Annotated in this window: 32 protein-coding genes and 1 tRNA gene; 23 read left to right on the top strand and 10 right to left on the bottom strand. The window is 40.1% G+C overall.

The genetic code is table 11. From position 1 onward, the window contains the following. The first annotated feature begins 82 nt into the window (after positions 1-82). On the top strand, positions 83-2,287 hold the full coding sequence (locus C2756_RS11025; protein ID WP_215319405.1) for an OsmC domain/YcaO domain-containing protein: 2,205 nt from the start codon (positions 83-85) through the stop codon (positions 2,285-2,287). A 252-nt stretch (positions 2,288-2,539) separates the two neighbouring features. Next, on the top strand, positions 2,540-2,896 hold the full coding sequence (locus C2756_RS11020) for a hypothetical protein (protein WP_215319403.1): 357 nt from the start codon (positions 2,540-2,542) through the stop codon (positions 2,894-2,896). A 129-nt stretch (positions 2,897-3,025) separates the two neighbouring features. On the opposite strand, the gene C2756_RS11015 is transcribed toward C2756_RS11020, so the two are convergent. After that, a complete protein-coding gene (locus C2756_RS11015; RefSeq protein WP_215319402.1) occupies positions 3,026-3,397 on the bottom strand; it encodes a hypothetical protein in 372 nt (123 codons plus the stop codon). A 97-nt stretch (positions 3,398-3,494) separates the two neighbouring features. Continuing rightward, positions 3,495-3,932 carry a DUF6641 family protein gene (locus C2756_RS11010; protein ID WP_215319401.1) on the bottom strand — a complete coding sequence of 146 codons (438 nt, stop codon included), beginning with the start codon at positions 3,930-3,932 and terminating at the stop codon, positions 3,495-3,497. 335 nt (positions 3,933-4,267) lie between these two features. Here C2756_RS11010 and C2756_RS11005 point away from each other — a divergent pair, with 335 nt between their 5' ends. The 4 genes from C2756_RS11005 to C2756_RS10990 all read left to right on the top strand — a co-directional run bounded on the left by C2756_RS11005 (position 4,268) and on the right by C2756_RS10990 (position 9,035). After that, positions 4,268-4,750: a hypothetical protein gene (locus C2756_RS11005; protein ID WP_215319400.1), complete on the top strand. Its 483-nt coding sequence runs from the start codon at positions 4,268-4,270 to the stop codon at positions 4,748-4,750. Positions 4,751-5,180: 430 nt separating this feature from the next. Beyond that, positions 5,181-5,753 (top strand): site-specific integrase, encoded by a 573-nt coding sequence (locus C2756_RS11000; RefSeq protein WP_215319398.1) that lies wholly within the window; start codon positions 5,181-5,183, stop codon positions 5,751-5,753. Positions 5,754-5,802: 49 nt separating this feature from the next. Continuing rightward, entirely contained in the window at positions 5,803-7,083 is a 1,281-nt protein-coding gene (locus C2756_RS10995; RefSeq protein ID WP_215319397.1) for an integrase, read from the top strand. A 56-nt stretch (positions 7,084-7,139) separates the two neighbouring features. Further along, positions 7,140-9,035: an acyltransferase family protein gene (locus tag C2756_RS10990; RefSeq protein WP_215319395.1), complete on the top strand. Its 1,896-nt coding sequence runs from the start codon at positions 7,140-7,142 to the stop codon at positions 9,033-9,035. An 81-nt stretch (positions 9,036-9,116) separates the two neighbouring features. Here C2756_RS10990 and C2756_RS10985 read toward each other — a convergent pair whose 3' ends face one another. Both C2756_RS10985 and C2756_RS10980 read right to left on the bottom strand, forming a co-directional pair. Further along, positions 9,117-9,812 carry an AAA family ATPase gene (locus tag C2756_RS10985; protein ID WP_215319393.1) on the bottom strand — a complete coding sequence of 232 codons (696 nt, stop codon included), beginning with the start codon at positions 9,810-9,812 and terminating at the stop codon, positions 9,117-9,119. A gap of 66 nt (positions 9,813-9,878) precedes the next feature. Next, complete coding sequence (locus tag C2756_RS10980; protein WP_215319392.1) at positions 9,879-10,694, bottom strand: hypothetical protein; 816 nt, start codon at positions 10,692-10,694, stop codon at positions 9,879-9,881. A 135-nt stretch (positions 10,695-10,829) separates the two neighbouring features. Between C2756_RS10980 and C2756_RS10975 the strand changes: the two genes are divergently transcribed. From C2756_RS10975 to C2756_RS10950, 6 genes are all read left to right on the top strand, one after another. After that, the gene (locus C2756_RS10975) at positions 10,830-11,561 is read left to right on the top strand and encodes a hypothetical protein (RefSeq protein WP_215319390.1); all 732 of its coding nucleotides are present in this window, start codon (positions 10,830-10,832) and stop codon (positions 11,559-11,561) included. Between the two features lie 209 nt (positions 11,562-11,770). Then, a tRNA-Phe gene (locus tag C2756_RS10970) sits at positions 11,771-11,846 on the top strand. A gap of 239 nt (positions 11,847-12,085) precedes the next feature. Beyond that, the gene (locus C2756_RS10965) at positions 12,086-12,568 is read left to right on the top strand and encodes a hypothetical protein (protein ID WP_215319388.1); all 483 of its coding nucleotides are present in this window, start codon (positions 12,086-12,088) and stop codon (positions 12,566-12,568) included. Next, positions 12,565-13,146: a hypothetical protein gene (locus C2756_RS10960; RefSeq protein ID WP_215319386.1), complete on the top strand. Its 582-nt coding sequence runs from the start codon at positions 12,565-12,567 to the stop codon at positions 13,144-13,146. The genes C2756_RS10965 and C2756_RS10960 overlap by 4 nt, the downstream gene beginning before the upstream one ends. Further along, the gene (locus C2756_RS10955; protein ID WP_215319384.1) at positions 13,143-13,811 is read left to right on the top strand and encodes a hypothetical protein; all 669 of its coding nucleotides are present in this window, start codon (positions 13,143-13,145) and stop codon (positions 13,809-13,811) included. The genes C2756_RS10960 and C2756_RS10955 overlap by 4 nt, the downstream gene beginning before the upstream one ends. 9 nt (positions 13,812-13,820) lie before the next feature. Beyond that, positions 13,821-14,381: a hypothetical protein gene (locus C2756_RS10950; protein WP_215319383.1), complete on the top strand. Its 561-nt coding sequence runs from the start codon at positions 13,821-13,823 to the stop codon at positions 14,379-14,381. 227 nt (positions 14,382-14,608) lie between these two features. Here C2756_RS10950 and C2756_RS10945 read toward each other — a convergent pair whose 3' ends face one another. From C2756_RS10945 to C2756_RS10930, 4 genes are all read right to left on the bottom strand, one after another. Then, the gene (locus C2756_RS10945; protein ID WP_215319381.1) at positions 14,609-14,923 is read right to left on the bottom strand and encodes a hypothetical protein; all 315 of its coding nucleotides are present in this window, start codon (positions 14,921-14,923) and stop codon (positions 14,609-14,611) included. Between the two features lie 76 nt (positions 14,924-14,999). Further along, positions 15,000-15,494, bottom strand: coding sequence for a hypothetical protein (locus C2756_RS10940; RefSeq protein WP_215319379.1), 495 nt, complete (start codon positions 15,492-15,494; stop codon positions 15,000-15,002). Positions 15,495-15,498: 4 nt separating this feature from the next. Continuing rightward, the gene (locus tag C2756_RS10935) at positions 15,499-15,801 is read right to left on the bottom strand and encodes a hypothetical protein (RefSeq protein ID WP_215319377.1); all 303 of its coding nucleotides are present in this window, start codon (positions 15,799-15,801) and stop codon (positions 15,499-15,501) included. Positions 15,802-15,815: 14 nt separating this feature from the next. Beyond that, complete coding sequence (locus tag C2756_RS10930) at positions 15,816-16,214, bottom strand: hypothetical protein (protein WP_215319375.1); 399 nt, start codon at positions 16,212-16,214, stop codon at positions 15,816-15,818. Positions 16,215-16,414: 200 nt separating this feature from the next. On the opposite strand from C2756_RS10930, the gene C2756_RS10925 reads away from it, so the two are divergent. The 11 genes from C2756_RS10925 to C2756_RS10880 all read left to right on the top strand — a co-directional run bounded on the left by C2756_RS10925 (position 16,415) and on the right by C2756_RS10880 (position 25,463). Further along, the gene (locus C2756_RS10925) at positions 16,415-16,792 is read left to right on the top strand and encodes a hypothetical protein (RefSeq protein ID WP_215319373.1); all 378 of its coding nucleotides are present in this window, start codon (positions 16,415-16,417) and stop codon (positions 16,790-16,792) included. Then, entirely contained in the window at positions 16,785-18,191 is a 1,407-nt protein-coding gene (locus C2756_RS10920) for a cytochrome-c peroxidase (protein ID WP_215319371.1), read from the top strand. The genes C2756_RS10925 and C2756_RS10920 overlap by 8 nt, the downstream gene beginning before the upstream one ends. 151 nt (positions 18,192-18,342) lie before the next feature. Next, positions 18,343-18,633, top strand: a complete 291-nt coding sequence (gene hxsA2, locus C2756_RS10915) for a His-Xaa-Ser repeat protein HxsA2 (protein ID WP_215319369.1) — start codon at positions 18,343-18,345, stop codon at positions 18,631-18,633. Between the two features lie 279 nt (positions 18,634-18,912). Continuing rightward, positions 18,913-19,212 (top strand): His-Xaa-Ser system protein HxsD, encoded by a 300-nt coding sequence (hxsD, locus tag C2756_RS10910; protein WP_215319367.1) that lies wholly within the window; start codon positions 18,913-18,915, stop codon positions 19,210-19,212. Continuing rightward, the gene (gene hxsB, locus C2756_RS10905; protein ID WP_215319365.1) at positions 19,205-20,662 is read left to right on the top strand and encodes a His-Xaa-Ser system radical SAM maturase HxsB; all 1,458 of its coding nucleotides are present in this window, start codon (positions 19,205-19,207) and stop codon (positions 20,660-20,662) included. Before hxsD ends, hxsB begins: the two co-directional genes overlap by 8 nt. After that, the gene (gene hxsC, locus C2756_RS10900) at positions 20,655-21,800 is read left to right on the top strand and encodes a His-Xaa-Ser system radical SAM maturase HxsC (RefSeq protein ID WP_215319363.1); all 1,146 of its coding nucleotides are present in this window, start codon (positions 20,655-20,657) and stop codon (positions 21,798-21,800) included. Before hxsB ends, hxsC begins: the two co-directional genes overlap by 8 nt. Position 21,801: 1 nt before the next feature. Next, entirely contained in the window at positions 21,802-22,212 is a 411-nt protein-coding gene (locus tag C2756_RS10895) for a peptidoglycan-binding domain-containing protein (RefSeq protein WP_215319361.1), read from the top strand. 3 nt (positions 22,213-22,215) lie between these two features. After that, positions 22,216-22,599, top strand: coding sequence for a TIGR03982 family His-Xaa-Ser system protein (locus C2756_RS10890; protein WP_215319359.1), 384 nt, complete (start codon positions 22,216-22,218; stop codon positions 22,597-22,599). Next, entirely contained in the window at positions 22,559-23,797 is a 1,239-nt protein-coding gene (locus C2756_RS10885) for a His-Xaa-Ser system-associated MauG-like protein (protein WP_215319357.1), read from the top strand. Before C2756_RS10890 ends, C2756_RS10885 begins: the two co-directional genes overlap by 41 nt. A 515-nt stretch (positions 23,798-24,312) precedes the next feature. Beyond that, positions 24,313-24,564 carry a hypothetical protein gene (locus tag C2756_RS11150; RefSeq protein ID WP_251372066.1) on the top strand — a complete coding sequence of 84 codons (252 nt, stop codon included), beginning with the start codon at positions 24,313-24,315 and terminating at the stop codon, positions 24,562-24,564. Next, on the top strand, positions 24,537-25,463 hold the full coding sequence (locus C2756_RS10880) for a tyrosine-type recombinase/integrase (protein ID WP_251366745.1): 927 nt from the start codon (positions 24,537-24,539) through the stop codon (positions 25,461-25,463). Before C2756_RS11150 ends, C2756_RS10880 begins: the two co-directional genes overlap by 28 nt. A gap of 21 nt (positions 25,464-25,484) precedes the next feature. Here C2756_RS10880 and C2756_RS10875 read toward each other — a convergent pair whose 3' ends face one another. Together C2756_RS10875 and C2756_RS10870 are read right to left on the bottom strand one after the other, a co-directional pair. After that, the gene (locus C2756_RS10875; RefSeq protein WP_215306607.1) at positions 25,485-26,003 is read right to left on the bottom strand and encodes a hypothetical protein; all 519 of its coding nucleotides are present in this window, start codon (positions 26,001-26,003) and stop codon (positions 25,485-25,487) included. 46 nt (positions 26,004-26,049) lie between these two features. Then, a complete protein-coding gene (locus tag C2756_RS10870; protein WP_215306609.1) occupies positions 26,050-26,727 on the bottom strand; it encodes an AAA family ATPase in 678 nt (225 codons plus the stop codon). Positions 26,728-26,775: the final 48 nt, after the last annotated feature.

Raw genomic sequence — 26,775 nt, 5'->3', positions numbered from 1 at the left:
GGTAATTATTTTTGCATGTGCGTTTGTTTGAAAGCTAAGGCCGTGCTCACCCCAGTGATATATCTTATTCGGAATCATTCCTATGGAAATTAAAGTCAACTTTCTCGACAAGTTTCGCCTTGAAGCTAAGTTCGATGACTTCACCGTGATTGCCGATCAATCGATAAGGTATAAGGGTGATGGTTCAGCTCCTGGACCATTCGATTATTTTCTGGCTTCATCGGCCCTATGCGCTGCTTATTTTGTGAAGCTGTACTGCGACACCCGAAAGATCTCTACCGAAAATATTCGTCTCTCACAAAATAATATTGTCGATCCTGAAAATCGCTATCAGCAGATTTTTAAGATCCAGGTTGAGTTACCAGAAGATATTTCTGCCAATGACCGCCAAGGTATTTTGCGCTCCATTGAGAGATGTACTGTAAAAAAAGTGGTGCAAGCCGGTCCAGAGTTTGTCATAGAAGAAGTTAAAAACTTGGATGCTGATGCGCAGACCTTGTTGACTTTAAAGCCTGCTACAGATGCAAAAACTTTTATTGCCGGCAAGGATCTACCGCTAGAGCAAACCATTGCCAATATGTCTGGCGTGTTAGCAAACCTTGGAATCAAGATTGAAATTGCTTCATGGCGCAACATTATTCCAAACGTGTGGTCCTTGCATATACGCGATGCACATTCGCCGATGTGTTTTACCAACGGTAAAGGATCAACAAAAGAAAGCGCTTTGGCATCTGCTTTAGGAGAATACCTCGAGCGATTAAGCAACAACCATTTTTATGCTGGCGCATACTGGGGCGAGGATATCGCCAATAAAGCATTTGTGCATTATCCTAATGAGCGCTGGTTTCAACCGGGCGACGATGATGCATTGCCAACAGAAATTTTGGATGAATATTGCCTAGAAATTTTTAATCCTGACGGTGAGTTGCGTGGTTCACATTTAATTGATACGAATTCAGGTAATGCAGAGCGCGGTATTTGTTCGTTACCTTATGTACGTCAATCTGATGGCAAGACTATTTATTTTCCATCGAACCTGATTGAAAATCTTTATGTCAGCAATGGCATGAGTGCTGGCAACACCCTCGCTGAAGCCCAAGTGCAGTGCCTATCAGAGATTTTCGAGCGTGCAGTTAAACGTGAAATTCTAGAAGGTGAAATTGCTCTACCCGATGTGCCGCAGGAAGTGCTGGCTAAGTATCCCGGTATTTTGGAAGGTATTCGAGGATTAGAAGAGCAGGGCTTTCCAGTGTTGATAAAGGATGCCTCACTTGGCGGGGTTTATCCAGTGATGTGCGTGACCTTAATGAATCCACGAACAGGTGGCGTGTTTGCTTCCTTCGGAGCACACCCGCGTTTAGAGGTCGCATTAGAGCGGAGCTTAACGGAATTACTCCAGGGTCGAAGCTTAGAGGGTCTCAATGATTTGCCGCCGCCCACTTTTTCAAGCGAAGCGGTGACCGAACCCAATAACTTTGTTGAACACTTTATTGATTCCAGCGGCATAGTGTCATGGCGTTTTTTTAGCGCAAAGTCAGATTACAAATTTGTTGAATGGGATTTCTCGGGGCGGGGTGAGAGCTCTAATGCTGAGGAGGCTGCGGCCTTGTTTGGCATCCTCAAGGATATGAATAAAGAGGCTTACGTTGCGGTATACGACGAACTAGGCGCGATAGCCTGCAGAATATTGGTCCCAGGTTATTCGGAGGTTTATCCAATTGAAGATCTGGTTTGGGATAACACGAACAAGGCCTTGTTATTTCGCGCTGATATTTTGAATCTACATACATTAGATAACGCTAGACTGGGTGCATTACTTGAGCGTCTAGAAAATAACGAGCTAGATGAGTATGGCGACATTGCAACATTAATTGGCATTGAGTTTGATGAAAATACAACTTGGGGCCAGTTAACAGTTCTGGAGTTGAAGTTGTTAATTCATCTTGCATTAAAGCAATTTGATGAAGCGCATGATCTGGTGGGCGCCTTCCTTCAATACAACGACAACACAGTTGAGCGCAAATTGTTCTATCAGGCCTTAAATGCAGTTCTAGAGATTCTGCTAGATGATGATTTGCAGCTTGATGACTACGAAGTCAACTTCCGCCGTATGTTTGGCAATGAGCTGATGGACGCGGTAATGGGTTCTGTAGATGCCACACTGCGTTTTTACGGCCTGACCCCAACCAGTGCAAAACTCGAGGGACTTGACCGGCACCACCGCTTGATCGACAGCTATAGGAAATTACATGCTGCCCGCTCCAAGGCTTTAACTACAGCTAGTTAAGTCCAGCAAGCCCATTTTTCAGGCTAAAACACACTTTCATTTATAATTCTCAGTCTTGGCCTGGTAGCTCAGTCGGTAGAGCAGAGGATTGAAAAGCATCCTGTAAGACGGTAGAGTAATATAGAATAAGGCTTTGCGGGCGATTAGAGTTTGGTAAGTTACCAAGTTTGCTAAACAAAATCACAGAATATTCTAAATTTATTTAGAAATAATTTTCTTAAAAATAGGCGTATATGTTAAAAATAGGCGTATATGGCTAATATCAAACCAGCTTTATTACTGTTTTTAGCTTTACTGATAACCGCTTGCTCAAAGCCAGAGGGCAGCCTGTCACTTTCTTGTTATGGAACTAACAACAACATCGCAGGCATAACAAAAAGCAAAGATGAAACACGCAATTATTCTTTTGTAGATAAAAAGCTGGAGGGCTATAGCTGCGAATGGAATAGCAACGGCATTTATTGCTATAGCCAAAAGGATAATATTGAAAAGCCGAGTGGCAATTATTTTATATACGACAAAAAAACTGGTAGCTTTGTTGAGACAAAAGTAGCAACGCATATAGACAGGGCAGTTTTCATTGGCAAATGTTCTGAGCCAATGTTTTAATGCTTAACCATTTTTACTATGCCTGTCGTCAGTGTCACCAATATTTTTTTATACAGCCATATTCACCACTAATACCCCGTCTTTTGGCGCATAAACGCATTTAGATAAGGCGACGTGTTGAAACGACACTTACTTGTTTTCAAACTTTTGCTGAGCTACGTTACGCAACGCCAGCACTTTATCTGTTTCAGTTGGTTGGGCTTGCTGCTTTAAGGCGGACTGGGTATAGCGATTAGCAAGCGCATTCATTTTGCGTTGCTGTACGTTGTGGAGTTTTTGGGGAAGGGTTGGCGGCTTAGCTTGTGGGGGTGGTACTTTTTGTTGTGGGGGTTGGGCAGAGGCTGGTGAGGGTATGGCTTTATTAGGCGGGGGTGTTGGTTTAGCTTGGGAGGGTTGGTTGGGTTGGGCTTGTGGCGCAGCAAACTTACTGGCAAAGAATTGGTTTAGCAGTTGTAGCAATTCATTCTTATCCTCGTCCTTCATAAATTCATTCATACGCATAGCACTTCTCCTTTTATGTATTTATTGGAAATGCTTACGTAGTCGTGTTGAAACGACAGCAAGTGGGTGCTACAAATACGGCAGCACCCTTACCCGCTTAATGCTTAAACGCAGCAGCTACAGCGCCACTAACTTGCTCTAACTGCGTGTCCAATTCACCTGCTTCTACAGCGCCCTTAATAATTTCTAATGTAGGCACAAGCTCTGTTGTTGTCCCAACCTCTACTGTGCTTTTACCTTTTATAATTTCAATTAGCTTTGCGCCATAACGGACGTTTAAGCACAGCTTGCCGTTATCTGCCACAAACCACCATTGCCGTACACGCTTATGTAATTCCACATTTCTACTTGTGCCGTCTTCATTGCGTAAAGTTTTATGACGTACAACGCTAAACGTAGTGCCGCTTTGTTGTGCTTTAGCTAACTGAATTTGCTCCCATACTTTTTTAGCCAGCTTATTACGGCGTAGCTGTACGGCAGGCATTGCTGTTGGACGTTTAGTGCTGCTGAGTTTTAAGTTACCAATTGCGCTCATATCTTTCTCCTTTTGTTAATGAGTGCTAGTAAGTTAATTTCACTCACCAAAAATGGACAACCTATTTCACCAAAATACCTAATAACCACATATTTCTAAGCCAGATTTATTACTGTTTTATTTGGTTTAGATAAATAAAAGTGCGAGTTGCTTTGGAGTTGCTATTGGTTGCCAGTTACGTAGTGACACAAAGAAACAAGTTACTTGTTACCAGTAACTGCTGTTACCCGTAATGTGACTTAGTGACAGCAACAGAGACAAGCAACTTCTTCTTTTGGCATCGCCACTTCTGTAACTAAGAAGCAACAGCGCAACAACAGAAAAAGGAAAATGAAATGACAACAATAGAAATAGCAGTACGCCTATACAACAACCCAAAGTTTGGTACGACATATGGCAAAGGGCAATATCACAACGCAATAATGAATGGCACAGTGGACTTACATAAGCAAAGCATTAAGTACCTAATTGACTTAGTGCCACACGCCAATTGGGAGGCAAGCATTAAGACAGATAACGATATGGAGTTATTGGCTTACGCAGAAGAGTGCTATGAGCAAGTGGGCATTAAGACAGAGGCGCAGCGCAAAGACTTAGCGTGTAGTTGGATTAAACGATTTGACAATAATTTATTGAAGCCTCGTGTTATTGGCTTTGCTTTAATGAATTTGAATACTGGTGACTTTAAGTTATTGGTATTGGACGAGGACAAAGACGTAAAGCTACAAGAGCGGCTAACAGTGAAAAGTTGTAGGGACGCAAGTAGTGGGCAGCGCAGCCCTAACTTATTTGCCAGTAATTACGACTTAGCTGCTTAGCGTAGTAAGCAATGGGGGGTGAGTAAAAAAGTGGTGGGGTTGATAAAAAACAGAAGTTAAAAAATCCGCAGCGCAGAAATTTAAGTGCTGTATACCCATTCAATAGCTTACTCACCGCATATCCGCCGCTTATCAGCCCTACAAGCTGTCAATTTGGTGGAGTACATGCAGCACAGCAGAGAACCGCTTAAATAGCTTGTAGGGCTTGCTGCGCTGTTAACAGACAGATAACAGCAAGCCGTAGTCTAAAAGCCACAAAGCAAGTGAAAAGAAGTAAAAAAGAAAACCAAATAGAACACGGAATGTATTTGGTTTTTGAAGTAAGTCATTGAAAAAGTTGAAAGAGCACCACTTACAACAAGCGGTTGCTCTTTCTAAACAACAGAAATTACGCTTATACACAGTTATTTATTGATTAAGGAGACTGTGTATGAAACAAGCAAAGACGCTTAGCCAGCAAGAAGTGCGCCGTGTTTTAGATTACGTTGCTACCCGCAAACACGCACTACGCAACAGAGCAATGATTTTGACAACATTTTTATGTGGCGTACGTGTAGGCGAACTGGCACAGCTACGGGTAGAAGACGTAGTAGCAGCAGACGGCACAATTAAGACAGAGGTACATTTAGACAAAGAGCGCACTAAACACCAACACGCACGTACTGTGTTTATTAACGAGCGGCTACGTAAAGAGTTAGCCACTTACGTTGCTACGCTGACTGTCCGCAGTCCACAGCAGCCATTATTTGGTACGCAAAAGAATAGAGAGCGTGGCTTTACACCCAATACAGCAGCGCAGCACTTTCTAACAATGTACAGAGGCGCCGGTATAGACGGGGCAAGCAGTCACAGTGGCAGACGTACGTTTATTACTTTATTAGCAAATAAGGGTGTGGGAGTGCGTGTATTAATGAGTTTGGCGGGACACCAGTCAATGAGCACCACACAGTCATATATAGACGTTAACGCAGAGTTAATGCGTAAAGCAGTGGAGTTGGCATAATGAGTGTTGGTAATAGTCGTTTTGACACGACTGCGTATACGGAGCTGTAATGCGTACAAGACGTAAACAGACGCAGCTACTATTTCCAATGCCAGCTAAGCCAATAGTCAACTGGGAGTTTGTCACCAAGCTAAGCAGTAAAGAAAATGCCAACATCATTTACTTACGTGACGGAGAGGTAGTGTTATATAAACACGCACGTAGCAATGTATGGCAAGTGCGCTTTAAGTTATTTGATAGGCAGTGGCACAGGCACTCTACTAAACACTACAACCTACAGTTTGCTAAACAAGTCGCTTGTGAAATGTATGACGAGGCACGATTTAAGGAGCGTATTGGAGTGCCCGTTGTCAGTCGTCGTTTTGATACTGTAGCTAATCGCTGCTTACAAGATATAGACAGAGAAATACAAGCGGGCATTAAGGCGCATACCAATAAAGACTACAAGCGTGTCATTAACAAATACCTCATTCCATTTTTTGGTAGCTATATGGTTGATAATATTAACGAGCAAGTAGTAAGCGAGTATGAGCAGTGGCGCAATAATGAAATGGGTATTACGCCCAAAGCCAGCACGCTAATGACACACGCCAGTGCGTATAGCAGAGTGATTAAGTCAGCCGTACAGCGTGGTTGGGTAAGTGCTAACAGTCCTATTGCGTTTTTGAATAGAAGAGGTAAAGCAAGTACACCACGTGCGGGCTTTACACGTGAAGAGGTACACAAGCTATTGGAGTACTTGCCAGAATTTGCTAATGGCGGACATACAGCAGTAGCACGTGATATGCGTAAGCTGCTACGGGACTATGTAGAGATATTGATAGCAACGGGTATGCGCTGCGGTAAAGAGAGTATGAATTTACAGTGGAAGCACGTGGACTGGTATGACGAGGCAGTTTCTGGCAAAAGATACTTACGCTTGTATGTGAACGGTAAAACAGGCGGCAGACAGTTAATTGTTAGAAACTTTGGCATTGCCGCATTTGAGCGTTTGGCTATTAGGCAGAAAGATTTAATTGCTAAAAATCTAAATGAGGCTATTAAGCGCAAAACAACAATTAGGGTGTTTAGACTAAGTGACGGTACACAACCCAAAAGTCTACATACAACGTTTAAGTGGCTACTCCACTTTGCCCACTTAACGTATGACGCTAAAACAAAGCAGCAAAGGACTTTATATAGCTTGCGTCACGCATACGCTACGTTGGCGTTAATGGACGACGCAATAGATATTCATACATTAGCAAGACAAATGGGTACAAGTGTGGGAATGTTAGAAAAGCACTACAGCAAGCTAACGGCAACTATGGCTGCGGAGAAGCTGGCTTAATTGTCGTGTTGAAACGACGTAGAGTGCGGTAAAGTTATAGAAAATATGGACAAAAAATGCTATTCAAAAAAACAAAAACCTTAAGTACGCCCTTGCTTCACCCAAAGTATCGGCCCGATATTGATGGTTTACGTGCGTTAGCGGTTTTATCTGTAGTTGCCTTTCACGCTTTTCCAAATCTGATTGGTGGCGGTTTTGTTGGAGTGGATATTTTTTTTGTAATATCCGGCTTCTTAATAACAACAATTATTTTAGAAAATTTAGAAAGCCGTTCTTTTAGCTTTATTGAGTTTTATAGCCGACGCATAAGACGAATATTTCCGGCATTGTTTTTAGTGCTGCTGACTTGCTACGCTTTTGGTTGGTTTGCCCTATATGCTTCAGAGTATCAACAGTTAGGTGAGCATATTGCCGCTGGAGCTGGTTTCTTACAGAACTTTGTTTTATGGAGTGAGAGTGGTTATTTTGATAATTCTTCTGATACAAAACCATTAATACATTTATGGTCGTTAGCTATAGAAGAGCAGTTCTATATATTTTGGCCATTAATGTTGTGGGCTGCTTTTAAGAAAAAATTTAATTTACTCAAAGTTGTACTACTAATTCTTACTATATCCTTTGCTACAAATATCTTAACAATTGGTAGCAATCCAATTGCCGCATTTTATTCCCCTCTTAGTCGTTTTTGGGAATTATTAATTGGTTCTGTATGGGCATATATAACCCTTTCAAAGGAAGGCGTTACCAATAAATTTATCGTTACGTATTCAAATGCTTTATCAGTTACAGGATTATTTTTAATAGCACTTGCTATTTGTGTCTTAAATAAAAAGAGCGCATTTCCAGGCTGGTGGGCGCTACTTCCTACATTTGGGGCTGTATTTCTTATAGCGGCAGGAAAAGAAGCTTGGGTAAACAAAAAAATATTTTCAAATAAATTAATGGTTTGGTTTGGATTAATTAGTTACCCACTTTATCTTTGGCATTGGCCTTTAATCAGTTTTGGGCAAATTATTACAGCTGGAAAATTGCCTGCGCTTTATAAAATAATTCTAATTATTATTTCTATAGCTTTAGCATATCTAACTTATCGTTACTGGGAAAAGCTATTGCGACATAAGGGTAATAAAGTAGCCATAACATTACTTTTTTTAGTAGCGTTAGTTGGGACGCAGGGCTGGAGTGCCTACGTTAGAAATGGCTTAGAGTTTAGGGAAAAGCACGTATTAGATTTACACGGCGGCCGTCCGCCACAATCAGATGAAGGCTGCCTAAAAATGTTTGATAAGTATCAGCCAACATTTTGTAGGCTATCAAATAGTACTCAGAAATTAGAAACGATATTGATTGGAGATAGTATTGCTCACAACGACTACTCTGGTTTGGCAAAAAAATATTCGGAAGATGGAAAAAACTTTGCTATGGTTGGATGGCCAGGTAGGCAGCCATTGATTAAAGTGCCCTCTGACAAAAATTATGAGTTTGAGCAATCTGAGCAAATGAACAAATTAATTAATGGCGTTGCTGAAGATAAGGACATAAGAACTGTTGTATTAACAATGAATCAGCCTGAAATTACAGATTTGATAACAACGCAGCTAAGAAAAACGATTGAATTTTTAAGAAAATATAATAAACGAGTAATTTTTATATATCCACCACCACATCTTTCATTTAACCCAATTGAATGCGTAGGTATGCCGCCTTTTCGTCCAGTGCTGAATGTAGATTGCGCTCAAAAAGTTAAGGATATTAATGGACAATACTTTGCTGGTAGGGAAGGGCTTAAAAAATTAATTAATGAGGTAAAAATTAAATCATATGATACTTATCCGCAAGTTTGTAATGAGCAGGACTGCCAAATGAGAGTTAGTGGAGGGCTACTTTATAGAACGAATGGATACTTAACAACTATTGGTTCTGAGCAAGTATTCCAAAAATTTGAAGAGTAATCACTTAGTAATTAAAAAAGCCCACCAATATAACAGTGGGCTTTTTATTGTCGTGTTAAAACGACTGCGTATAAAACGGCACTACGCTGCTAACTTTAATTCTCTACCATTAGCTCTGTATTGCTGTACAACTAACTTACGTGCGGCATTGAGTATGCGACGTGCGCTGCCATTACAGTGGCTAATAATTTTAAGTATGTCGCCGTCTGTTACGCCAGTCACGTTGTAATCAGCCAATATCCGCTTAACTACTGGTAGCCATTCAGCGTCAGCAGCAGCATTAAACTCCACACGCTCACACCTATCTTGTACTCCATTTTCAATTAGCGCCAACCTATTAGTAGTAAAGATATATACACACTGGTTAGTGTTGGTATTCATTGCTACTTTTAAGGACGACATTGACTCAGCACGTAAGTTATCTACTTCGTCCAAAATAAAGTAGTGATAAGTCCCCATTAACGGAATAAGCTGCGCTTGTGACTTAATGCTGTCAATAACACCTGCGCCGTTGTCCCCACCCTGTGCTATTTTGTAATAGGCAACATACGGACTACTGCCACCACGTGCTGCTTCTATTAAGTCTGGCAGTATCTTTGCTAAAGCAGTTTTGCCAGTGCCATTAACGCCATATAGCAATATGCCGTTAATGCCGCCCGTTGGAAAACCCATTAACCCACTAACAATATCTTCTACTGTTTGTTTTGCGTTAACGCTGTGAAAAACAATGTCATTAAGTACTTTTGGGCTGTACTTCTCTTCAAAATCATTAAACATAAACTTCTCCTTATTTGTAATAAAAAAGGGCAACGCTATTACACGTTGCCCAATAGTTGTTGTTAATTAAGCTGCTACGTTAGCAATAGCGTCATTTAACTGTGCGTCGTTGCTTGCTACGCTACGCTCCGCCACTTGTTTTTTAATGCCGTCTTTGTTTGCGCTGTAGTACGCAGCTAAAGCAGCATTTACAGCCGTAGTGCTATTTGTTACAGCGTTAATAGCAAACTTGCCGTCAGCTTGTTGCGTAGCTACAAACACTACTTGCTGTCCAATACACGCAGCGTCTACTTGCTTAGCAATAGCTTCACTGCTAACTTCAGCTAAAACAGCACTTGCTACTGTAGTTTTAGCTACTTCAGCTTTTTGCTTTGCGTTTAACGCATTGCCGTTTTTAGCTAAGCGTATTTCTTCTACGCCGCCGTTTTCTCTAATAAAGTCCGCAATAGCTGCGCTTTTAATCTGCTTAACGTTGGCAGTACGCAAAACAATGCTGTACGCACTTACACGTCGTCTGTCTGCGCCAAACACGCATTTAACAATTTTGTGTAGTGTGTGTGACTTTTTGTTAACTGCTACGTTATGTAGCGTCATATAGTCGTCTAACTGTGTACGCAGCGTTTTAGCGTTATCTGTAGCTAAGCACATTTCTTCGTACTTTGCGTAGCATTTAGCCAAAATTGCGTATAGCAAGTCGTTGCTATTCTTAAACGCATTGTCTGCCCATACTTCTTGCTCATTTTTAAGCAATTCAATAAAAGACAGCGAATTAGTTGTTAACATTGCTTTAGCGTTGTCGTTTGTAAACGACTCTGCGTTGGCAGTTACAACAGCGTTGTTAGCAATAGTGTTTACAGCAGTAGTTACAGTAGTTTGTGTCATTTTGTTTCTTTCTTTAGTAGTTAAAAAGTAGGTTAGTGTTAACAAATAAACCTCACTAACCATAAGTAATACTTTACTCTTTTAGGCTAAAACTCTCACTTCAAAAGCAATTGATAACTATTTGGATGTTAATAAATGAAGGTACATTTTTCAGCACAACACCCCACTTTTGGTACTAAGCACAAGCCAAAATCACCCACATACCAACAGCGCAGTCCGTACTATTGGTGGTGGGCTTTTTTACGCTTAAACGAGGACTACATTAAGTGTTGTGAATTGGGCGGTAAGGGAAAATTGGCGCAGTTATATAAAGACTTTGGTGACGTAAGGGGTGACAGTTTTAAGCAGTGGTGGAATGACAAAGCCGTTGCGCTATTTGCGGAAAAGCCGCTGCCACAAAGTCTTACTAAGTTAACTAACAAAATAGAGTGGGACGATACGTGGGGTGACAGCGTAATGGTTGTGGCTGTACCAATGAGTATGAGTAAACGCTATATCTACAGTAAGTTTATGGATTTAGTTAAAAAGAACCACACAGCAGAAAGAGGACGTACAGCAGAGCAGTGGGCTAAAAGCACAGCCAAATACCCAATTAACCGTAATCACACAATAGATAACTTACGTACAACGTTTACTGTGTATGAAGCGTACGTTGCTAATAGCCAATTACCAAAAGCGGAGAAGTTGACTGTGTGGGAGTTAGGTGACAAGTTGCGGGTGGTTAAGTCGGCAGCAAAGTCTAAATATGGGGAAGAAGGACGCACAGAAATTGAGAGGCGCAATATATTGGCTGCGTCCGTTAGCCGTTACGTTAAGCAAGCCAAACAAATCATAGCTGCTACAGCAGAAGGTAAATTCCCCGCATAAAGAGTCGTTTTGAAACGTCACTTACGTAAACCAAACGTTTTACGGCGTTTTTAACAACGTGCGGTGTGCTAAGTGTACGCAAGGTACTTTTAGGCAGATTTGAGTATGGTAGATAGGCAGTTTTAAAGCACAATGACAGACAGAATTAGCCTACAGTCCGTAAATTGAGCACTGGTTTAACAGTTTACGTATAATAAACAGTCTTAAATGGCCTGGTAGCTCAGTCGGTAGAGCAGAGGATTGAAAATCCTTGTGTCGGTGGTTCGATTCCGCCCCGGGCCACCAAGAAACACCAAAACCACCTTCGGGTGGTTTTTTCATTTCTACCCTAGTTGTTTGTCTTTAAGTTAAGCAATGGTGTTCCCACCTTAGTCCAAGCGCCTTATGTCATTGCCTAGAGCCTCTAATCTAATGATCAGGATGTTTAATCCTGCCCCACCGTTTCTGCTATTCAAGTGGCATTGCTCGGGGTACCCTTTTCATGTAATGTCCTTTAAAAGGACAAAAATAAATTAGGGGTTGTAATGCAAAAGCTAAATGGATGGATTCGTTTGTACATAGTTTTATTAGTGCCGCTAGTTTTGGTGATAAGCGTCTGGACTTATGTCGGTGGATCAAAAGACTTTCAGAGCATGTTGCGCATTGTAAATAATCAACTATTCCAAGAGTTTAAAAATAAGGAGTGCTTAAGATTAATAGATATTAATCCGATCGATCCTAAGGCCTTCGCAAAGGATGGCGACTATCAAGACAATCGATTCCAATGTAGTAATTTGATTTTATTTTGGAATGACGCTAGGGAATATCAAAATTCACATAATCGGAGTGGGCAAAACATTGCTCACGAGGACGTATTTAAAGCTGTCGAAGATAAGTATCAAAAATCCTTAATAAGACAATCATTTGTTGAAACGCTACTATTTTCCGCTTTATACACAATTATTTTCTTATTAACATGGGCTATTGTGCGCACATATCGTTGGGTCAGAAATAGTTTTAAAAAATGAAAAAAATGCTACTCATTATTTTGTTAGTGGTTAGCGCCTTAGCTTATGGTGAGAAAAATAAAGATTACTTTCTTTCTCCGCAAAATATTCAATGGAATGACAAATCAATTCCTCAAGATATTTCAAAGAGTCCCGATTTTATTGAGTGGAAGAAAGGGTTGCTCACAGAAGATCCCCCAATGAGATGGGCTTATATGGCGTTGGTTAAAGAGGGCTCAGAGGAGGCTATAGTTCAAGAATTGATTGGCGGATCTGGTGGATTAAATTCAATAATCATGACCAAAAAGAATGGGAAATGGAAAGAAACAATGACATTATTTGGCGGCTTTTTATTTGCGCCAGTCCCAAGCATTAATCATGAATTAGTTCTTTATCGGAGGATGGGCGCAGACTACAGTAGGGTCCTATATCGATTTGACGGAAACTCATACAAGAAAATTCAAGTGATGGACTTCCCTTTTGAATTTTCAAGACCAGAATTATTTCCGGTGGATTTTCATGAGCTCTTCTGGTACATGAACTATGGCTATTGGAGAGAAAGGCCTAAATGGGAGAAAAAGGTAGGGCCTAAGAAATGAATATTATTTTTCGATCTCAAAAGCATACTGACCACGAAATTCAAATGGGCCATAAGTTAAGTTTTTCACATGGCTCGGGTTTTGATGACCGCTACAGCTATACATTTGATCACTGCATATCTGCCACTGCTAACATGAATGGCTTCACAACGTTAAAAGCGATTGCTCGGGTATGTAAATGGGATGAGGCCCCATTAAAATTTTATGCAGATCTTGTAAATGAGCATCATGTTGTAAGAACCTTAGATGAATTTAAGCCCCCATTGATACTTGTCCCCCAAACTAGGGGTTCGACTACGTACAAGGCTTCGCCCGAGTATTACATTACTGAAATATTAAAAAGCGCAACATACCACAACATGAAGCGCCTTCATTTCACACACTTTTCATTTATTACTGGCCGCTTTCCCGAGTATGAAGTCTCTTCGATATTCAAGATTCTATTGAATCCCTTGATCAGTACACCTCTAAATACATTTATTTTTGAAATAGACTCAAGGTATGTTGGTCATCTAACCAAGCTTTACTTATTAATTGCAAATAATCTTTATCGCAGAAGGATGTTTAAGCCCAGTATTCAAGAGGCACCAGAGTTTGGGTGGGAGAGCACCGGAGACCCTAGAGATAGAGGTGATGGTTGGGAAGTGCAGTTATTTACTGGCTAGAAGATGAAAATGAATAAAAAATACTTACTCATACTTGTCACCACTCTATTAATTGGTATAAGTTTAGGCATTGCCTATGAAAAATTTTTATCGAACTACGTACAAGAGCAATTAGAAAGAATTTTTTCTAAAAGTGAGCCAGAGCTTGTGGGCTATCAGGGTACAGCCAAGATTGAGGCAATACGTGCATATCTTTTTTATGACCATATGGGAACAATATCTGGGGATATGTTGGCAAAGAAGGATATAACTCTATGGAACACCATCATCGGCGAAGGCGATGCTGGGAGCCCTTCGGATTCAACATTTGTGATTGTAGAAATATCTGGTCGGGACATTTCGGCTACTCGTCATGCTAAAGTGAATATTGTTGTCACTAATTCCAGCGGTAAACAGATTGCCAATGTTACAAGGGGCTTTTCAATTTATGATAATTTTAGAAAGTCCTATATACCTCTTGTCATACCTGACACTGGCTGTGGTCACGTCACTGTTTCAGCAAAGTTGGTTGGAAAGGGTTTTGATCCCAGTTCAATTGCCCAAACAATACCTTTTGAGTGCGGTGAATAAGCCGCAGAAGGGTAGGTTTGACTTATGAAAGATCTTTGCGGGAAGAGTAAGCCCACCCTAGACTCCTTGCTTAAGGATCAACAAGTCATTACAGGCAAAGACTTAATCAAGCGAGATAAAGAGGCTGAGAACCAAAAAGCTCTATTACAAGAGGCCATTGAGTTTGAAGAGAGGAATCGCAGGAAGAGATAGCCTGAGCTGGAAGTGTCCTTTAAAAGGACAAAAAATTACCAACCCTTAACGCTTGGTGCTTGAGGTGCTTGTCGAGGTGCGTTAATCGTTGTATTTGGTTGAGTCTGAATTGGTGCTGTACTTGTCCCTTGATAAGCCCCCTGCGGACTATAGAAATTAGTCTGCCCATTATCTGTTTGAAACGACTGAGTATTTTGACCTTGGGCGTTATAGACATTTGTGACGCCACTTGGACTTGTTTGTGAGTAACCCTTATATGCTCCATTGGCATCGTAGATAGCCTGTGCAGAACACACTATTCCAAACAGCAAGGAATAACTTACGGCAGTGACATAAATGACGATCTTCATAATTACCCCAATTTGAGTGATTCTTCTAAGGTAGCACAGACCAATTCAATAAGCGTCGCTTAAATCGACGCTTAGATCACTGCCCGTAGATACTCGTGATATCAAAATAAAACGCTCTTCTGAACCTAAGTGCTTTTGATTCTCTATAGGCATCTAGTTCGGTCATTAGCTCTAGCTTTCCACTTTTCTGTATTTCTTCAAACCGATTAGTTATTTCACCCCAAACTTCATCAGTAAAACCAACTACATTGAAGACCAGCCTGTCATATGGTATGTCTTTATTAAATAAAAGCTCTTGATTATCGAGATCCCACCTAATGCCTGAATATTTTTCATGGGCTTCTCTAAAGATAATCATCTCTTCGTAGATACGTTTTTCAACAAAGACATATTCAATGCCAACGCCGTCAAAGGGCATTCCTTTACTTACAGTTGGATCATTTTTATCAATGATGCAGGCGCTGTCAAAGTCATACCCCCAGCCTCCCTTAATAGGCAAATCAATCTTGTAATCTTCAAAGATAATTTGTCTTGGAGGTTCTCTTGTTAAAAGTTGTGACGGAGGCCGCATACGATTAATCTTTCAGCTTCTTATGTAAATCCTCTAGCTCCGGCCTTACATCTACCAAGGCATTTGCTATGTCTTGTTTTGCACCACAAAGCCCCTCAGGTCGACCATAGTACGTGTTGTAACAAGCTTGATTTGTCTTAGTAAGAAAATCATCAACCTTTTTGCTTGCATCAATAAGGTTTGACTCGACGTATTGCATTCTACTCAGGCTGTGTTTATTAAATTCTTTCGCGTCATTTTTGGCGTTGTAAAGCATGATTCCTAGGGCGATAGCCACGATCCAAGCAAGACCGGATGAATTTTCCATAATCAGAAACCTTTTTAGTAGAAAGTGCAATTCTTTAATGCATAAGGATTGACAGCATTTTGTAGGTATCTATTTGTAGTCAATCTGGCAATTACTTGATTATTATTAATAATCATAGGCGCAGAACTGGTGTAATCATTGAATGGAGATGAAGATGAGTATTTTCCACCATAAGAGCCATATTCATTCCAAATACTATCGCCACTGTATTTGCTTCCATAGGTGCCGTACTCGTTAAAAATTGAGTCACTTGAATACTTGCTTTCAATAGTGCCAAGATATTTTCCATCTTCAGCAACAACTTTTGCACCAGCAACGTATTGACAGACATTCTGAGCAAAAACCAGCGAGCTTATAGCTATGGCAAGGAATAAAAAGATACACTTAGAAATAGTTTTAGATAACATAATCATAAGATTATCAAATTAATTAAATGGGGGGTAGCTAAATGCACATAATTATTGGCTTGATACTCTTTTTTGTCTTATTAGTTATGGTGTTTGATATAGAGGTTGCACAAAAGACATATAAAGTGGGGTTCATTATTGTTGGGGTATTTATTGGACTTGCACTTCTTTATGCATTGGCAAGCAAATGAGAAATGGGTAAATGAGTGAGCCATAAAAAATTCTTGGCATATTCATTTCTTTACTTATTAGGTTTAGCCACAATGGGGCTTTACATCAAAGGCTTTGGCTATTTCTATTTTAAGTACTACCAATCAGAATTTGATAAAAGTTACATAAGCTGTTCTGAGGCGATTTCAGCCGATCGTCTAATTAAAGATAAATCCACTGATGTTGATCGAAGACTTATTGACAATAGTACAAGTGTTATGAAGCTTGCCTGCTTAGATGCCAAGAAAATCACAAATCATCTACTTGAGGTCGGCGTTTCGGATAAGCTGATTAGATCTCATATTGGCGATTTAATGGCGACCCCACAAGGTAGGGCTTTAGAGCTTAATAAGCCGAGTATTTTTGATGAATAAGCGCCAGCTACTCATATATCTAATTAGTGCTCTGGCAACAATTGCCATAGGAACTTTTATTGCTATAAATTTGGGGTGGAGTGGTGCCAGTTCAGCAGATGAAAAACTGAAGGTTGCCATTGAGCTAAATGAACTTAAACCTTTACAGATAAGACAATACTATCCCGATAAAAAATATGTGTTGGGGCAAGCACTTTTTTTTGATCCAATTCTGAGTGGCAATAGGAACATGTCATGCGCCAGTTGTCACCTATTGAGTAAAGGATTAAGTGATGGCAGACCATTTTCTATTGGGCCAAATGAAGGTCATTTCTCTAGAGAGTTAACTCAAACTTCGATAGAGCAAGGAGTTAGAAAAAGAAATGCGCCTGACTTATGGAACAGAGATGCTAACCCTGTAAAAAATTTATTTCTAGATGGACGTATTGAGGTTTTAGACAGCGAGAGAAAACTATTTAGAAGCCCCCTTGGCGACTTATTACCCAAACAATTTAAAAACGCATTAGAAGTTCAAGCCATATTTCCATTAGTGGCAGAGTCAGAAATGTCTGGTCTATATGGCGATGTATCAGATAAAAGCCTTCCAACAGGACATGCCAATAAGAAAAATGACTTAATAGTTAAATCTAACTATGGAACTGAAAAAGAAAAGATATTGAGCATTCACACTCAGCTATTGGAAAGATTGTTATCAAAAAATGGCAAACCAGAAGCATGGCAAGTTACTTATAGGAATATGTTCAAAGACGCTTATCCAACAGTTAAACCAGAAGAATTGACGATCTACCATGTAGGAAGCGCAATTGGACATTTTGAAGAATTGGCATTTGCCGCTAACAATTCAAGATGGGATCAATATCTAGAGGGTAAGACAGATGCCTTAAATAGCCAAGAAAAGTTAGGCGCCCTTGTGTTTTATGGAAAAGGCTATTGCTCTGCCTGCCATACAGGAACCTTGCTGAGTGATTTCAAGTTTTACAATATCGGCGTTATAAGCGATCCGCTAACTACCTCAAAGGGCCAATTTGAAGATTTGGGACGATATTTTGCGACCAGAGACATGGCGGATATGTATAAATTTCGGACGCCACCTTTGCGAAATATTACTAAATCTGCGCCCTATTTCCATGATGGTTCATCTGTGACATTAAAAGAGGCCCTTAATAGGCATGCTAACCCACTTAAGTATGCTGATGCGTATAAAGAAGATGGTGGAGTAAAGATGGAGAAGAAGCATATTGATGCAATATCTCCAGTTCTTTTAAATATGCCCAAAATGAATGACGAGGAGATTGCCAATCTAGAAGCCTTTCTCAAAACCCTAGAATCACAAAGCAGGGTAAACGCTGATATATTTCCAGAATTTGTTCCGAGTGGACTCCCAGTTGGGCCAAGATAACCCCCCGCTATAGAAATGTCCTTTAAAAGGACAAAACAAATAAGGGGCATATTACAAAGCTGTCATTTTTAGCGATTAATATTAATTGCTATAAGAAATTGTCTATGCTAATGTTATAAAACTAATATATTAATTATTAGAAAGGGAAAATATGTCCAAGAAATTTTTAATACCTGTAGGTTTAGCGGCTACCGCTCTAATGGCAAATAATGCTGGAGCAAAGATCCAAGCCAAACCTATCGAGTCGGATGAGAAGAGTGCCTCCGCTCAAGCAAATTCAGTTACAGAGCGTGACGGAGCAACTACACACATTGCTCGGTACTTAAAGGGCGATGAAAAACATGAGTTGTTAATAAAAAAATCAGATGCTGGATTGATTTTTTCGGCCCATGGATCTCACGCATCACATGGATCACATGGATCTCATAGATCTGGCGGTTAAGCATTAAGGATGAGAGGGTTCCTTATCCCTGTATTTGTCGCAGTTAGTTGCTTATCTGCTGGAGTTGTAAATGGTGAGACTACAGTCAACCCAAAAAAAGCAGATAGCTCAGTATTTGAAGCTCTCTCAAAAAAAGTTACTCAGTTTAAAAACGATCTTGTTTTAAAACTTTCAGATTCAGGATTCATCAATAGTAATTCTATGCGATCGCATCGATCTCATAGTTCACATCGTTCTCACAGCTCGCATAGATCTGGAAGATAGTAATGAGGGCAGTTAATGGAAGTGAATTTAATATTTGATGCATCTGTATATTCAACAGATGCGATAAAAAAAGCCGCTTATAGAAGCATTAATAGGTTTGCTGTAAACATTGCTAAAGAAGGTAATGAGATCAAGTGTAGTCTGACTTTTAAAGACTCAACAACTGAGCCACAAATAAAATCTTTTATAGATGAATTCAAGAAGGAAGTGCTTGATCAGGATTTAAGAGAATCTATCAAGAAAGAAACTGAAGGCGTTAGAAACTTGATATTAGCCCATACATTTTCAAAGACAGGGTTGATAAAGGATGAGTAAGTTTCAGCCAATAGAGTTCTATAAGAATAAAAAAAAAGAATACTCACTATTGCCATTTCGCTTTGAGCCATTAAGCGGAAATAATTATGCAGTTACCAATCTAGCTGGAGAGCATTTAATTATCCCAAGGGATGCTTTGGAGAATCTCGTAAGGCATAAGTTAGATAGTGGTTCAGCCCATTATGTAAATTTGAGAGCCAAGCATTTCTTAACGGATGATAAGACTCAAATTGCCAAAGAGCTCTTATCAATTAAATTAAGAACCAAGTACAGCGTATTGAGTGAATTCACTGGCCTTCACATCTTTGTTGTATCTCTTAGGTGCGAGCATAGTTGCCCATATTGCCAAGTATCTAGGCAGTCTGACGATAAAGTTAAATTTGATATGTCTACAGAGGTAGCAGACAGATCAATTGATTTGGCTCTTCGCTCGCCATCTAAAAATATCAAAATTGAGTTCCAAGGTGGAGAGCCCCTGCTTAACTTTCCATTAATAAAGCACATCGTTGTAGCGGCAAAAAGTAGGGCAGGCGATAAGAATCTTAGCTTTGTTATTGCAACGAACTTGGCTTTGATCAATGAAGAGATTCTCAGTTTTTGCAAAGAACATGAAATCATAATATCTACATCATTGGATGGCCCAAAAGAAATTCATAATGCCAACAGACCACGTCCAGGTGGCAATAGCTATGAAAAGGCGGTAGCGGGCATTCAATTAGTTAGAGAACATCTAGGAATAGATGCGGTCTCTGCATTGATGACAACTACCAAAAATAGCCTTGGACATGTTAAAGAGATTATTGATGAATACTTGAGGTATTCGTTTACGGGGATATTTCTACGCCCTCTTTCACCTTATGGATTTGCTCTTAAAACCAAGACATATGCCGCCTATGATGCTGAGAGGTGGCATGACTTTTACTTAGAGGGGTTGGAGTACATCATTGACCTAAATAGAAGAGGCGTTAAGTTTCGCGAATACTACACCTCAACAATTTTGACAAAGATGTTTACAAGTCAAGAGCCTGGTTATGTTGATTTAATGAGCCCATCAGGCATCGGCATTGGTGCTGTTGTCTACAACTACGACGGCTTAGTTTATGCGTCTGACGAGAGTCGAATGCTTGCGGAAATGGGTGACACTTCGTTTGAGCTAGGAAATGTCTTAACTAACTCATATGAAGATATTTTTCTAAATCCAAAGCTACTAGATCCCATTGAGGAGTCATTTGCTTATAGTGTGCCCATGTGCAATGACTGTGCATTCGAATCATATTGTGGTGCTGACCCAGTATTTCATCATGGTGTATACAAAGACTTTATAGGCAGGAAGCCAGAGTCTGAGTTTTGCAATAGGAATATGAAAATATTCAAATATGTAATCGAGCGTATGGAAGCCGATCCGTATGTAAAAAGATTGTTTATGAGCTGGGCACAACCAAATGCTTAAGCTTCATGGAAACGCTATTTCGCATGATGCAAATCTCAGCGAACGAGGTTTGTTTATCGTCACCAAGAGATCTGGTTTGCCCGCAATAATTAGAGCAAAGTATGCCCTCTTGATGGATGACCGCCTAAATTATGAAGAAGGATATGGGGCGTATATTAGTTTTGATAAAGTGCAAGACTCTGGAATCTCAAACCACTTTCATTTGCCAATAGAAATGAATTACTTGGCTGAGGGCGATGTAATCAGAATTGAGCCAAGCGGGCGCATAAATTCATTATTTCGTAAGAACTCTTCGCACAACACGATATTGCTCACTGAGCAATGTAACCACTATTGTTTAATGTGTTCCCAGCCACCCAAAAATATTGATGACTCATGGTTGATGGATGATGCCTTGGCATTGCTAGAGTTGATTCCAAGAGAAACTGTAAATATTGGATTTTCTGGTGGAGAGCCGACTTTATATGGCGATCGCTTTGTTGAGCTAATCAATAAAACAAAGCTAATGCTACCAAATACATCAATTGATGTTCTGTCTAATGGTCGTGCATTTAGTGATCCAGTTTTTACTGCAAAGTACGGTGCGATTAATCATCCAGATTGCGTTATTGGTATTCCTATCTATTCTGATGATCCGGCAAGGCATGATTACGTAGTGCAGGCAGAAGGAGCATTTGATGAAACGATACAAGGAATTCTTAATCTTAAAAAGCATCAACAGAAGGTTGAGATACGAATTGTTATACACAAACAAACAATAGAGCGACTTGTTCAGACATGTGAGTTTATTGCTAGAAACTTATTATTCGTAGACCACGTGGCGCTTATGGGGCTTGAGATGATGGGCTTTACAAGGGCGAACTTAGATCAACTATGGATTGACCCGTTCGAATATAAAGATATTCTCAGCGAAGCTGTTGATGTATTGAATAGTTATGGAATTAATACTTCTGTGTATAACCACCAACTTTGCGTGGTCAATGACGATGTGTTGCCCAATTACAAGAAGTCAATTAGTGATTGGAAAAATGAATATGTTGATCAGTGCAATTTGTGCATAAAGAAGTCTGACTGCGGAGGATTTTTCTCATCGTCTAAATTACATAGATATAGCGACCATATAAAAGCAATAATTTGATATGTTGAATGAGAAAAATACAAATTCGATCCTTGTAGGGCTAACGATCATATTTATCGTAGTTTCTGGGGTGTCGATTCAGAAAGGTTACTTAACTGAAACCAGAAGCCACATGTCGATGGATGAGGGTGATTCGGATCGAAATGAAAATAGCACACCAAGATCATTTGTATTGCCCGCTACTCCTGCCGTAGCAGAGGAGCAAGAGCGAAAAAAGGCTGAAATATTAAAAGGTATACATGCTGATAAATGTATGTCTAAACTCAAAGATCTGGGCTATCCAATTGATGATTTTGATACTTCATTTAATGCAAAGTTAGTGGAGGCAATTTTGAGTTATCAATCGAAATCAAAATTAAGTAAAACAGGTTTATTGGATTTAGAGACAAGAAAAAAATTAGGGTGTAACTAGATAATGAAAAAATTACTTATTACCTTGAATGTAATAGCTTCAATTTCCTGTATTGGATTAGCAACTAAGTTCATTGCTTTGCCATTTATTGGCACCCAGATCTATAAAGAGGATTACAAAACTTTAGTGTTTCAATGCGATAACGTCATGCAGAACCACTTAATTGCCAAAAATAAGGTGAATGTAGATAAATCAGATGAATCTATTAAGCAACTACACGCCGCTGAGATTGGGCTTTTAACTTGTAATGACTACGATACTATGAGAAAAAAGCTAATTAGCTGGGGCTTAACTGAAAATGACCTTGCTCAAATTGGATTGGAAGCAATAGAAGAAAAAGCAAACGATGTTAGAACTTTTGTTAAAACTCATGAAATTAAATATTAAGACAACCACCCTGATAGCTCTCTTGCTGGTAACTACTCATGTTGCTAGAGCAGAAAATGCTGAAGAGAGAATTATTAAACAGCAGATCAAGTCTGCGGGGTTTGTACCTTCTGGCGATTTATACAGAAATCCAGATGAGAAGTTGGCTGATGTGGGTAAAGTAATATTTGAAAGTAAGCGATTGAGCTTGAATGGCAATATCTCATGTCAAACATGCCATTTAGACAGATTTGGCTCTACTGATGGCATTCCTATTGCGGCGGCTGTTGGTGGCGAGGGCGATGGCCCAAAAAGACTATTAAGTGGTGCAAAGTTGCTTCCGAGAAATGCTCTGGCCTTTTGGGGGCGGGGAGCTAAAGGATTTGATGTTTTCTTTTGGGATGGTAGGGTTGATTTTTCTGGCTCTAAAAAGATTACACAGTTTGGGTCAAATCTCCCATCAAATGATTCGTTGGTAACAGCAGATCATTTGCCGGTAGTAGAAATACGCGAAATGTTGCAAGAGGATGATTTCATTGAAAAGAATAAAACAGAGTCTGTAGAAAAATCAAAAGAAGTCTATAAAGCCATTGTCCAAAACCTAGTTAAGACTGAGCCAGAAGCAAGTAAGAAGTTAGCCAAAACATTAGGGAAAGACGAGAGCAAGCTTGAGTACATAGACTATGCAAGAAGCTTGGCGGCATTTATACGCTCTGAATTTAGGTTAAAGCCATCAAAACTTGAGAACGTTATGGCTGGTAAAGAGTCATTTACTCCAGCGGAGTTTAAAGGAGCTAGGATTTTCTATGGCAAGGGTGCATGTGTTACTTGTCATTCAGGGCCTCATTTTTCTGACTTTAAATTTTATACAGTCCCATTTCCTCAACTAGGTTTTGGAAGGAACGGGTTTGGTGTTGACCATGGAAGATATAACGTCACTTTCAATACAAAAGACTTATATAAATTTAGAACAGCACCTTTATATAACGTTGAGAAGACGGGTCCATATGGGCACTCTGGCTCTGTTAGAACTATGGAAGAGGCGGTAACAGCGCACTATGATCCGTTATTACTTATAGCCGTAGATAAGATGAAGCAATTTGATAGGTTTGAGCTATCAAAACGACTGGCATATAGCGATAGCACCACTAGAGTTAATTATCTAAGCACAGAAGAGGTCAGCCAAGTAGTTAGCTTCTTAAAAACCCTTTCTTTTTAAATGAGGTGTCTAAGATACCTTCCGCTTATAGTTGTTATTAGCCTTGTACTGTCTGGATGTGCACACCACTATGCACCCGAAGAAATTGGTGATCCATACGGCTTCTTTTCAGGCTTATGGCATGGATACATAATTGTTTTCTCATTTTTTGGCTGGCTCTTTGTAGACGGTGTTTTTATTATTGGACAGCCAAATACTGGACTCTTTTACTACATTGGATTTGGTTTAGGAGTAATGAGCTTTTTTGGATCGGCAAATAGATAAACGTCCTTTAAAAGGACGTTTCATATTAAGGGCTTCTTAACTGTCGATTTAATCGACGCTCATCGGTTGTCCAAAGCCAAAGTCTGAAAATAAAATAGCTGTATGACAACAGCACGCCACCCACAAAGTGACTAAGGTAATCAAAGTACCTGAAAGCCACCTAGAAGTAATCTCATCACCTCAGCACGAATCCCAACCAACAGCCCTAAGCCAGCTCAAATACGCCGAACCCACAGAGCTTTACTTGCGCGATGGCGAAGTGGTTATTCACCGCAGACCCGGAAGCCCACTTTGGCATTGCCGCTTTAGATTGCAAGATGGATCATGGCATCGTCAAACCACCCGCCAAGCCAGCATTGAACACGCAGTACGAATGGCTTGCGATCTTTACGATGAAACCAGATTTCGCCAAAGACTGGGGCTTGCGCAAAAGTCGCCCACGTTTGCAGAAATTGCACACGCCACTCTCTACTCAATGCGGCAGGACTTGGATGTTGGTATAGGCAAGAGCGTGTACGGTAGCTACATCACTTGTATTGAGAAGTATTTCTTGCCTTACTTTCAGGACAAAAGACTAGAAGAAATAACCTATACCGATGTGCATGAGTTTGAGGTTTGGCGAAATAGGCAGATGAACAAGGTGCCTAGAGCCAGCACCTTAATGAACTTTGCCAGTGCTTGGACTAAGTTACAGCTTGTTGCCATTAGTAAAGGCTGGATCAGCGAGCGAGTAGCTATTCCCAAACTCACAGCTAGAGGGCAGAAGGGTAAAACCCGCCCAGCATTCACTCGTGAAGAGATTGATCGCTTGTTGGAGTTTATGGAGCCATGGATTAAACAAGGCCGATTAGAGATTGAGCATGAAACTCGCCCTCTACTGCGTGACTATATTGAAATGCTTTTATACACAGGCATGCGGCATGGCACTGAGGCACTGAATATCTGCTGGAATAATATTGAGTGGCACACGCAGGGAGATAAGAAATACCTACGTATTTGGGTGGATGGCAAGACGGGTGGGCGTTGGCTAATTGCCAAACATAAGGCAGTAGATGTGCTCAAGCGGTTACATAGTAGGCAACGAGCCGTATGGGATATTCCATTTGATCGCTTATTTGAGACACGATGCCCAGAGCGCATCTTTGTATTTGCCAATGGTCATCAGCCCATGCGGATTGATGGTGCATTTAAACGACTGATGCGAGATAGTGGTTTAGGGTTAAGCCATGATGGGCAGATGCGAACACTCTATTCATTACGTCATACCTACGCTACTTTAGAGTTGTTAGAGAACAAGACAGATATTCATACGCTATCTAAGCAGATGGGTAATAGTGCCGCCATGATTGATCGTCATTACAGCAAGTTGACGGCAACGATGGCGGCTGACAGGTTGGCTTGAGAACCTACTAGAACAAGGTGACTAAATTACTAAATCTGAATGAAATTTTTGTATTAATGAGTCTTGAATCTCTTTATCACTTAGCATTAAATGATTTATGGCCTCCGTTTGATTGTTGTAGAACTCACTGTCTAATAAACACCCATTTTTTAAGTGACGCAATAAGTCATGTTCAATGTTTACAAAGGATTTCATGATCCTATTTCGAGCTGACCAGCTCCTTGCGGCATTTGCTAAGTTATTAAGTAACAAATAATCAGACTTACAAGTGAATGAACAAATCAAAGGATACGTGCCAGAAATTTTTACGAAGAGAAGATTATTAGGCTTGAAATTAATTACATTTGTTACGTAATTAAACTGTCCAATATTTAAAGTTTTAATTAAGCACTCAAGCTTTGAGAGTTCAGCACAATGATTATTTTTATTCAAAATAGAATTCTCAAATATGATGCTTCCTTCAAACCAATCTTCAATTCTTGAATCAAGAGTATTTGAAAATAGGAATAGTTGACTTTTTGGCTCAAATATTTTTTTCATATAAGAATGAATGGCCCGCTATGGGTTCGCGGGCCATTTCCACAAATTAAGGAGTGCAAATTGATGAAGTTTTTTTGCGGCGCGCCAGCCTGTCAACGTTATGAAACAAGGTTCTAAACGATCCATTAGCGGCCTGAATAGTGGGCAGTAACTCTTCATTAGACAAAGTAATGCCCGCGTCATCAGTAATGGATTTAGCTATATCCAAGTAAGCGCTTGGATTGGCCGCATTCATTTCAATCAAAATACAGCGATCAAGCAGTCCCTTATCTAATTGAGAAACATTGTTTGTTGTGAGCACAAATACACCTAATGTCGTATTCAAGGCCGTTTTCAAACTTTGTTGCGCCAGCTTGGTTAAGTTATCCACCTCATCAAGGATGAAGTAATGAAGGCCGCTGACGTTTAGCGACATTGTTGTCATGATTGCATCAATCTTAGTCATTAGCTGTGGCCCATTAAAGCCCTGCTGACAGCCTATAAACACTGGATCCCAAACTAACTCTTCTTTAGTTTTGCCATATTCAATGTGGTTAGGTAGCATTTTGGCCAGTGTGGTTTTGCCTGTCCCAAAGACTCCGTATAAAAGAATGGCTGATTTGCCGCTGTAAGGTAATTCTTCGGCACCCGAGACAATATCTTCAATCCGCAATTTAGATTCATTATTTCCAAAGATGATGTCATCAATTGTTTTAGGCTCATGATTATTTCCTTTCGTAAACATTTGTATTCCTTTCAAATAAGAATGGGGAACGCTCATAACATTCCCCTT

It is taken from the genome of Polynucleobacter sp. UB-Siik-W21, from assembly GCF_018687415.1.
GTDB lineage: Bacteria > Pseudomonadota > Gammaproteobacteria > Burkholderiales > Burkholderiaceae > Polynucleobacter.
The sequence above is the reverse complement of the archived record's forward strand: the minus strand, read 5'-3'. Positions and strand labels throughout refer to the sequence as shown.

What these genes read in the sequence shown, in the direction of transcription:
- C2756_RS11010 (WP_215319401.1), bottom strand. Translation starts at nt 3,932, where the DNA reads ATGAGCGCAATTGGTAACTTAAAACTCAGCAGCACTAAACGTCCAACA.
- C2756_RS11150 (WP_251372066.1), top strand. Translation starts at nt 24,313, where the DNA reads ATGGCGAAGTGGTTATTCACCGCAGACCCGGAAGCCCACTTTGGCATT.
- C2756_RS10950 (WP_215319383.1), top strand. Translation starts at nt 13,821, where the DNA reads ATGAATAAAAAATACTTACTCATACTTGTCACCACTCTATTAATTGGT.
- C2756_RS10930 (WP_215319375.1), bottom strand. Translation starts at nt 16,214, where the DNA reads ATGATTATGTTATCTAAAACTATTTCTAAGTGTATCTTTTTATTCCTT.
- C2756_RS10945 (WP_215319381.1), bottom strand. Translation starts at nt 14,923, where the DNA reads ATGAAGATCGTCATTTATGTCACTGCCGTAAGTTATTCCTTGCTGTTT.
- C2756_RS10980 (WP_215319392.1), bottom strand. Translation starts at nt 10,694, where the DNA reads ATGACACAAACTACTGTAACTACTGCTGTAAACACTATTGCTAACAAC.
- C2756_RS10935 (WP_215319377.1), bottom strand. Translation starts at nt 15,801, where the DNA reads ATGGAAAATTCATCCGGTCTTGCTTGGATCGTGGCTATCGCCCTAGGA.
- hxsA2 (WP_215319369.1), top strand. Translation starts at nt 18,343, where the DNA reads ATGTCCAAGAAATTTTTAATACCTGTAGGTTTAGCGGCTACCGCTCTA.
- C2756_RS10990 (WP_215319395.1), top strand. Translation starts at nt 7,140, where the DNA reads ATGCTATTCAAAAAAACAAAAACCTTAAGTACGCCCTTGCTTCACCCA.
- C2756_RS10875 (WP_215306607.1), bottom strand. Translation starts at nt 26,003, where the DNA reads ATGAAAAAAATATTTGAGCCAAAAAGTCAACTATTCCTATTTTCAAAT.
- C2756_RS10975 (WP_215319390.1), top strand. Translation starts at nt 10,830, where the DNA reads ATGAAGGTACATTTTTCAGCACAACACCCCACTTTTGGTACTAAGCAC.
- C2756_RS11005 (WP_215319400.1), top strand. Translation starts at nt 4,268, where the DNA reads ATGACAACAATAGAAATAGCAGTACGCCTATACAACAACCCAAAGTTT.
- C2756_RS10955 (WP_215319384.1), top strand. Translation starts at nt 13,143, where the DNA reads ATGAATATTATTTTTCGATCTCAAAAGCATACTGACCACGAAATTCAA.
- hxsC (WP_215319363.1), top strand. Translation starts at nt 20,655, where the DNA reads ATGCTTAAGCTTCATGGAAACGCTATTTCGCATGATGCAAATCTCAGC.
- C2756_RS10880 (WP_251366745.1), top strand. Translation starts at nt 24,537, where the DNA reads ATGCGGCAGGACTTGGATGTTGGTATAGGCAAGAGCGTGTACGGTAGC.
- C2756_RS10940 (WP_215319379.1), bottom strand. Translation starts at nt 15,494, where the DNA reads ATGCGGCCTCCGTCACAACTTTTAACAAGAGAACCTCCAAGACAAATT.
- hxsD (WP_215319367.1), top strand. Translation starts at nt 18,913, where the DNA reads ATGGAAGTGAATTTAATATTTGATGCATCTGTATATTCAACAGATGCG.
- C2756_RS11020 (WP_215319403.1), top strand. Translation starts at nt 2,540, where the DNA reads ATGGCTAATATCAAACCAGCTTTATTACTGTTTTTAGCTTTACTGATA.
- C2756_RS11015 (WP_215319402.1), bottom strand. Translation starts at nt 3,397, where the DNA reads ATGCGTATGAATGAATTTATGAAGGACGAGGATAAGAATGAATTGCTA.
- C2756_RS10960 (WP_215319386.1), top strand. Translation starts at nt 12,565, where the DNA reads ATGAAAAAAATGCTACTCATTATTTTGTTAGTGGTTAGCGCCTTAGCT.
- C2756_RS10890 (WP_215319359.1), top strand. Translation starts at nt 22,216, where the DNA reads ATGAAAAAATTACTTATTACCTTGAATGTAATAGCTTCAATTTCCTGT.
- C2756_RS10995 (WP_215319397.1), top strand. Translation starts at nt 5,803, where the DNA reads ATGCGTACAAGACGTAAACAGACGCAGCTACTATTTCCAATGCCAGCT.
- C2756_RS10870 (WP_215306609.1), bottom strand. Translation starts at nt 26,727, where the DNA reads ATGTTTACGAAAGGAAATAATCATGAGCCTAAAACAATTGATGACATC.
- C2756_RS10965 (WP_215319388.1), top strand. Translation starts at nt 12,086, where the DNA reads ATGCAAAAGCTAAATGGATGGATTCGTTTGTACATAGTTTTATTAGTG.
- C2756_RS11025 (WP_215319405.1), top strand. Translation starts at nt 83, where the DNA reads ATGGAAATTAAAGTCAACTTTCTCGACAAGTTTCGCCTTGAAGCTAAG.
- C2756_RS10885 (WP_215319357.1), top strand. Translation starts at nt 22,559, where the DNA reads ATGTTAGAACTTTTGTTAAAACTCATGAAATTAAATATTAAGACAACC.
- C2756_RS10920 (WP_215319371.1), top strand. Translation starts at nt 16,785, where the DNA reads ATGAATAAGCGCCAGCTACTCATATATCTAATTAGTGCTCTGGCAACA.
- C2756_RS10895 (WP_215319361.1), top strand. Translation starts at nt 21,802, where the DNA reads ATGTTGAATGAGAAAAATACAAATTCGATCCTTGTAGGGCTAACGATC.
- C2756_RS11000 (WP_215319398.1), top strand. Translation starts at nt 5,181, where the DNA reads ATGAAACAAGCAAAGACGCTTAGCCAGCAAGAAGTGCGCCGTGTTTTA.
- C2756_RS10985 (WP_215319393.1), bottom strand. Translation starts at nt 9,812, where the DNA reads ATGTTTAATGATTTTGAAGAGAAGTACAGCCCAAAAGTACTTAATGAC.
- hxsB (WP_215319365.1), top strand. Translation starts at nt 19,205, where the DNA reads ATGAGTAAGTTTCAGCCAATAGAGTTCTATAAGAATAAAAAAAAAGAA.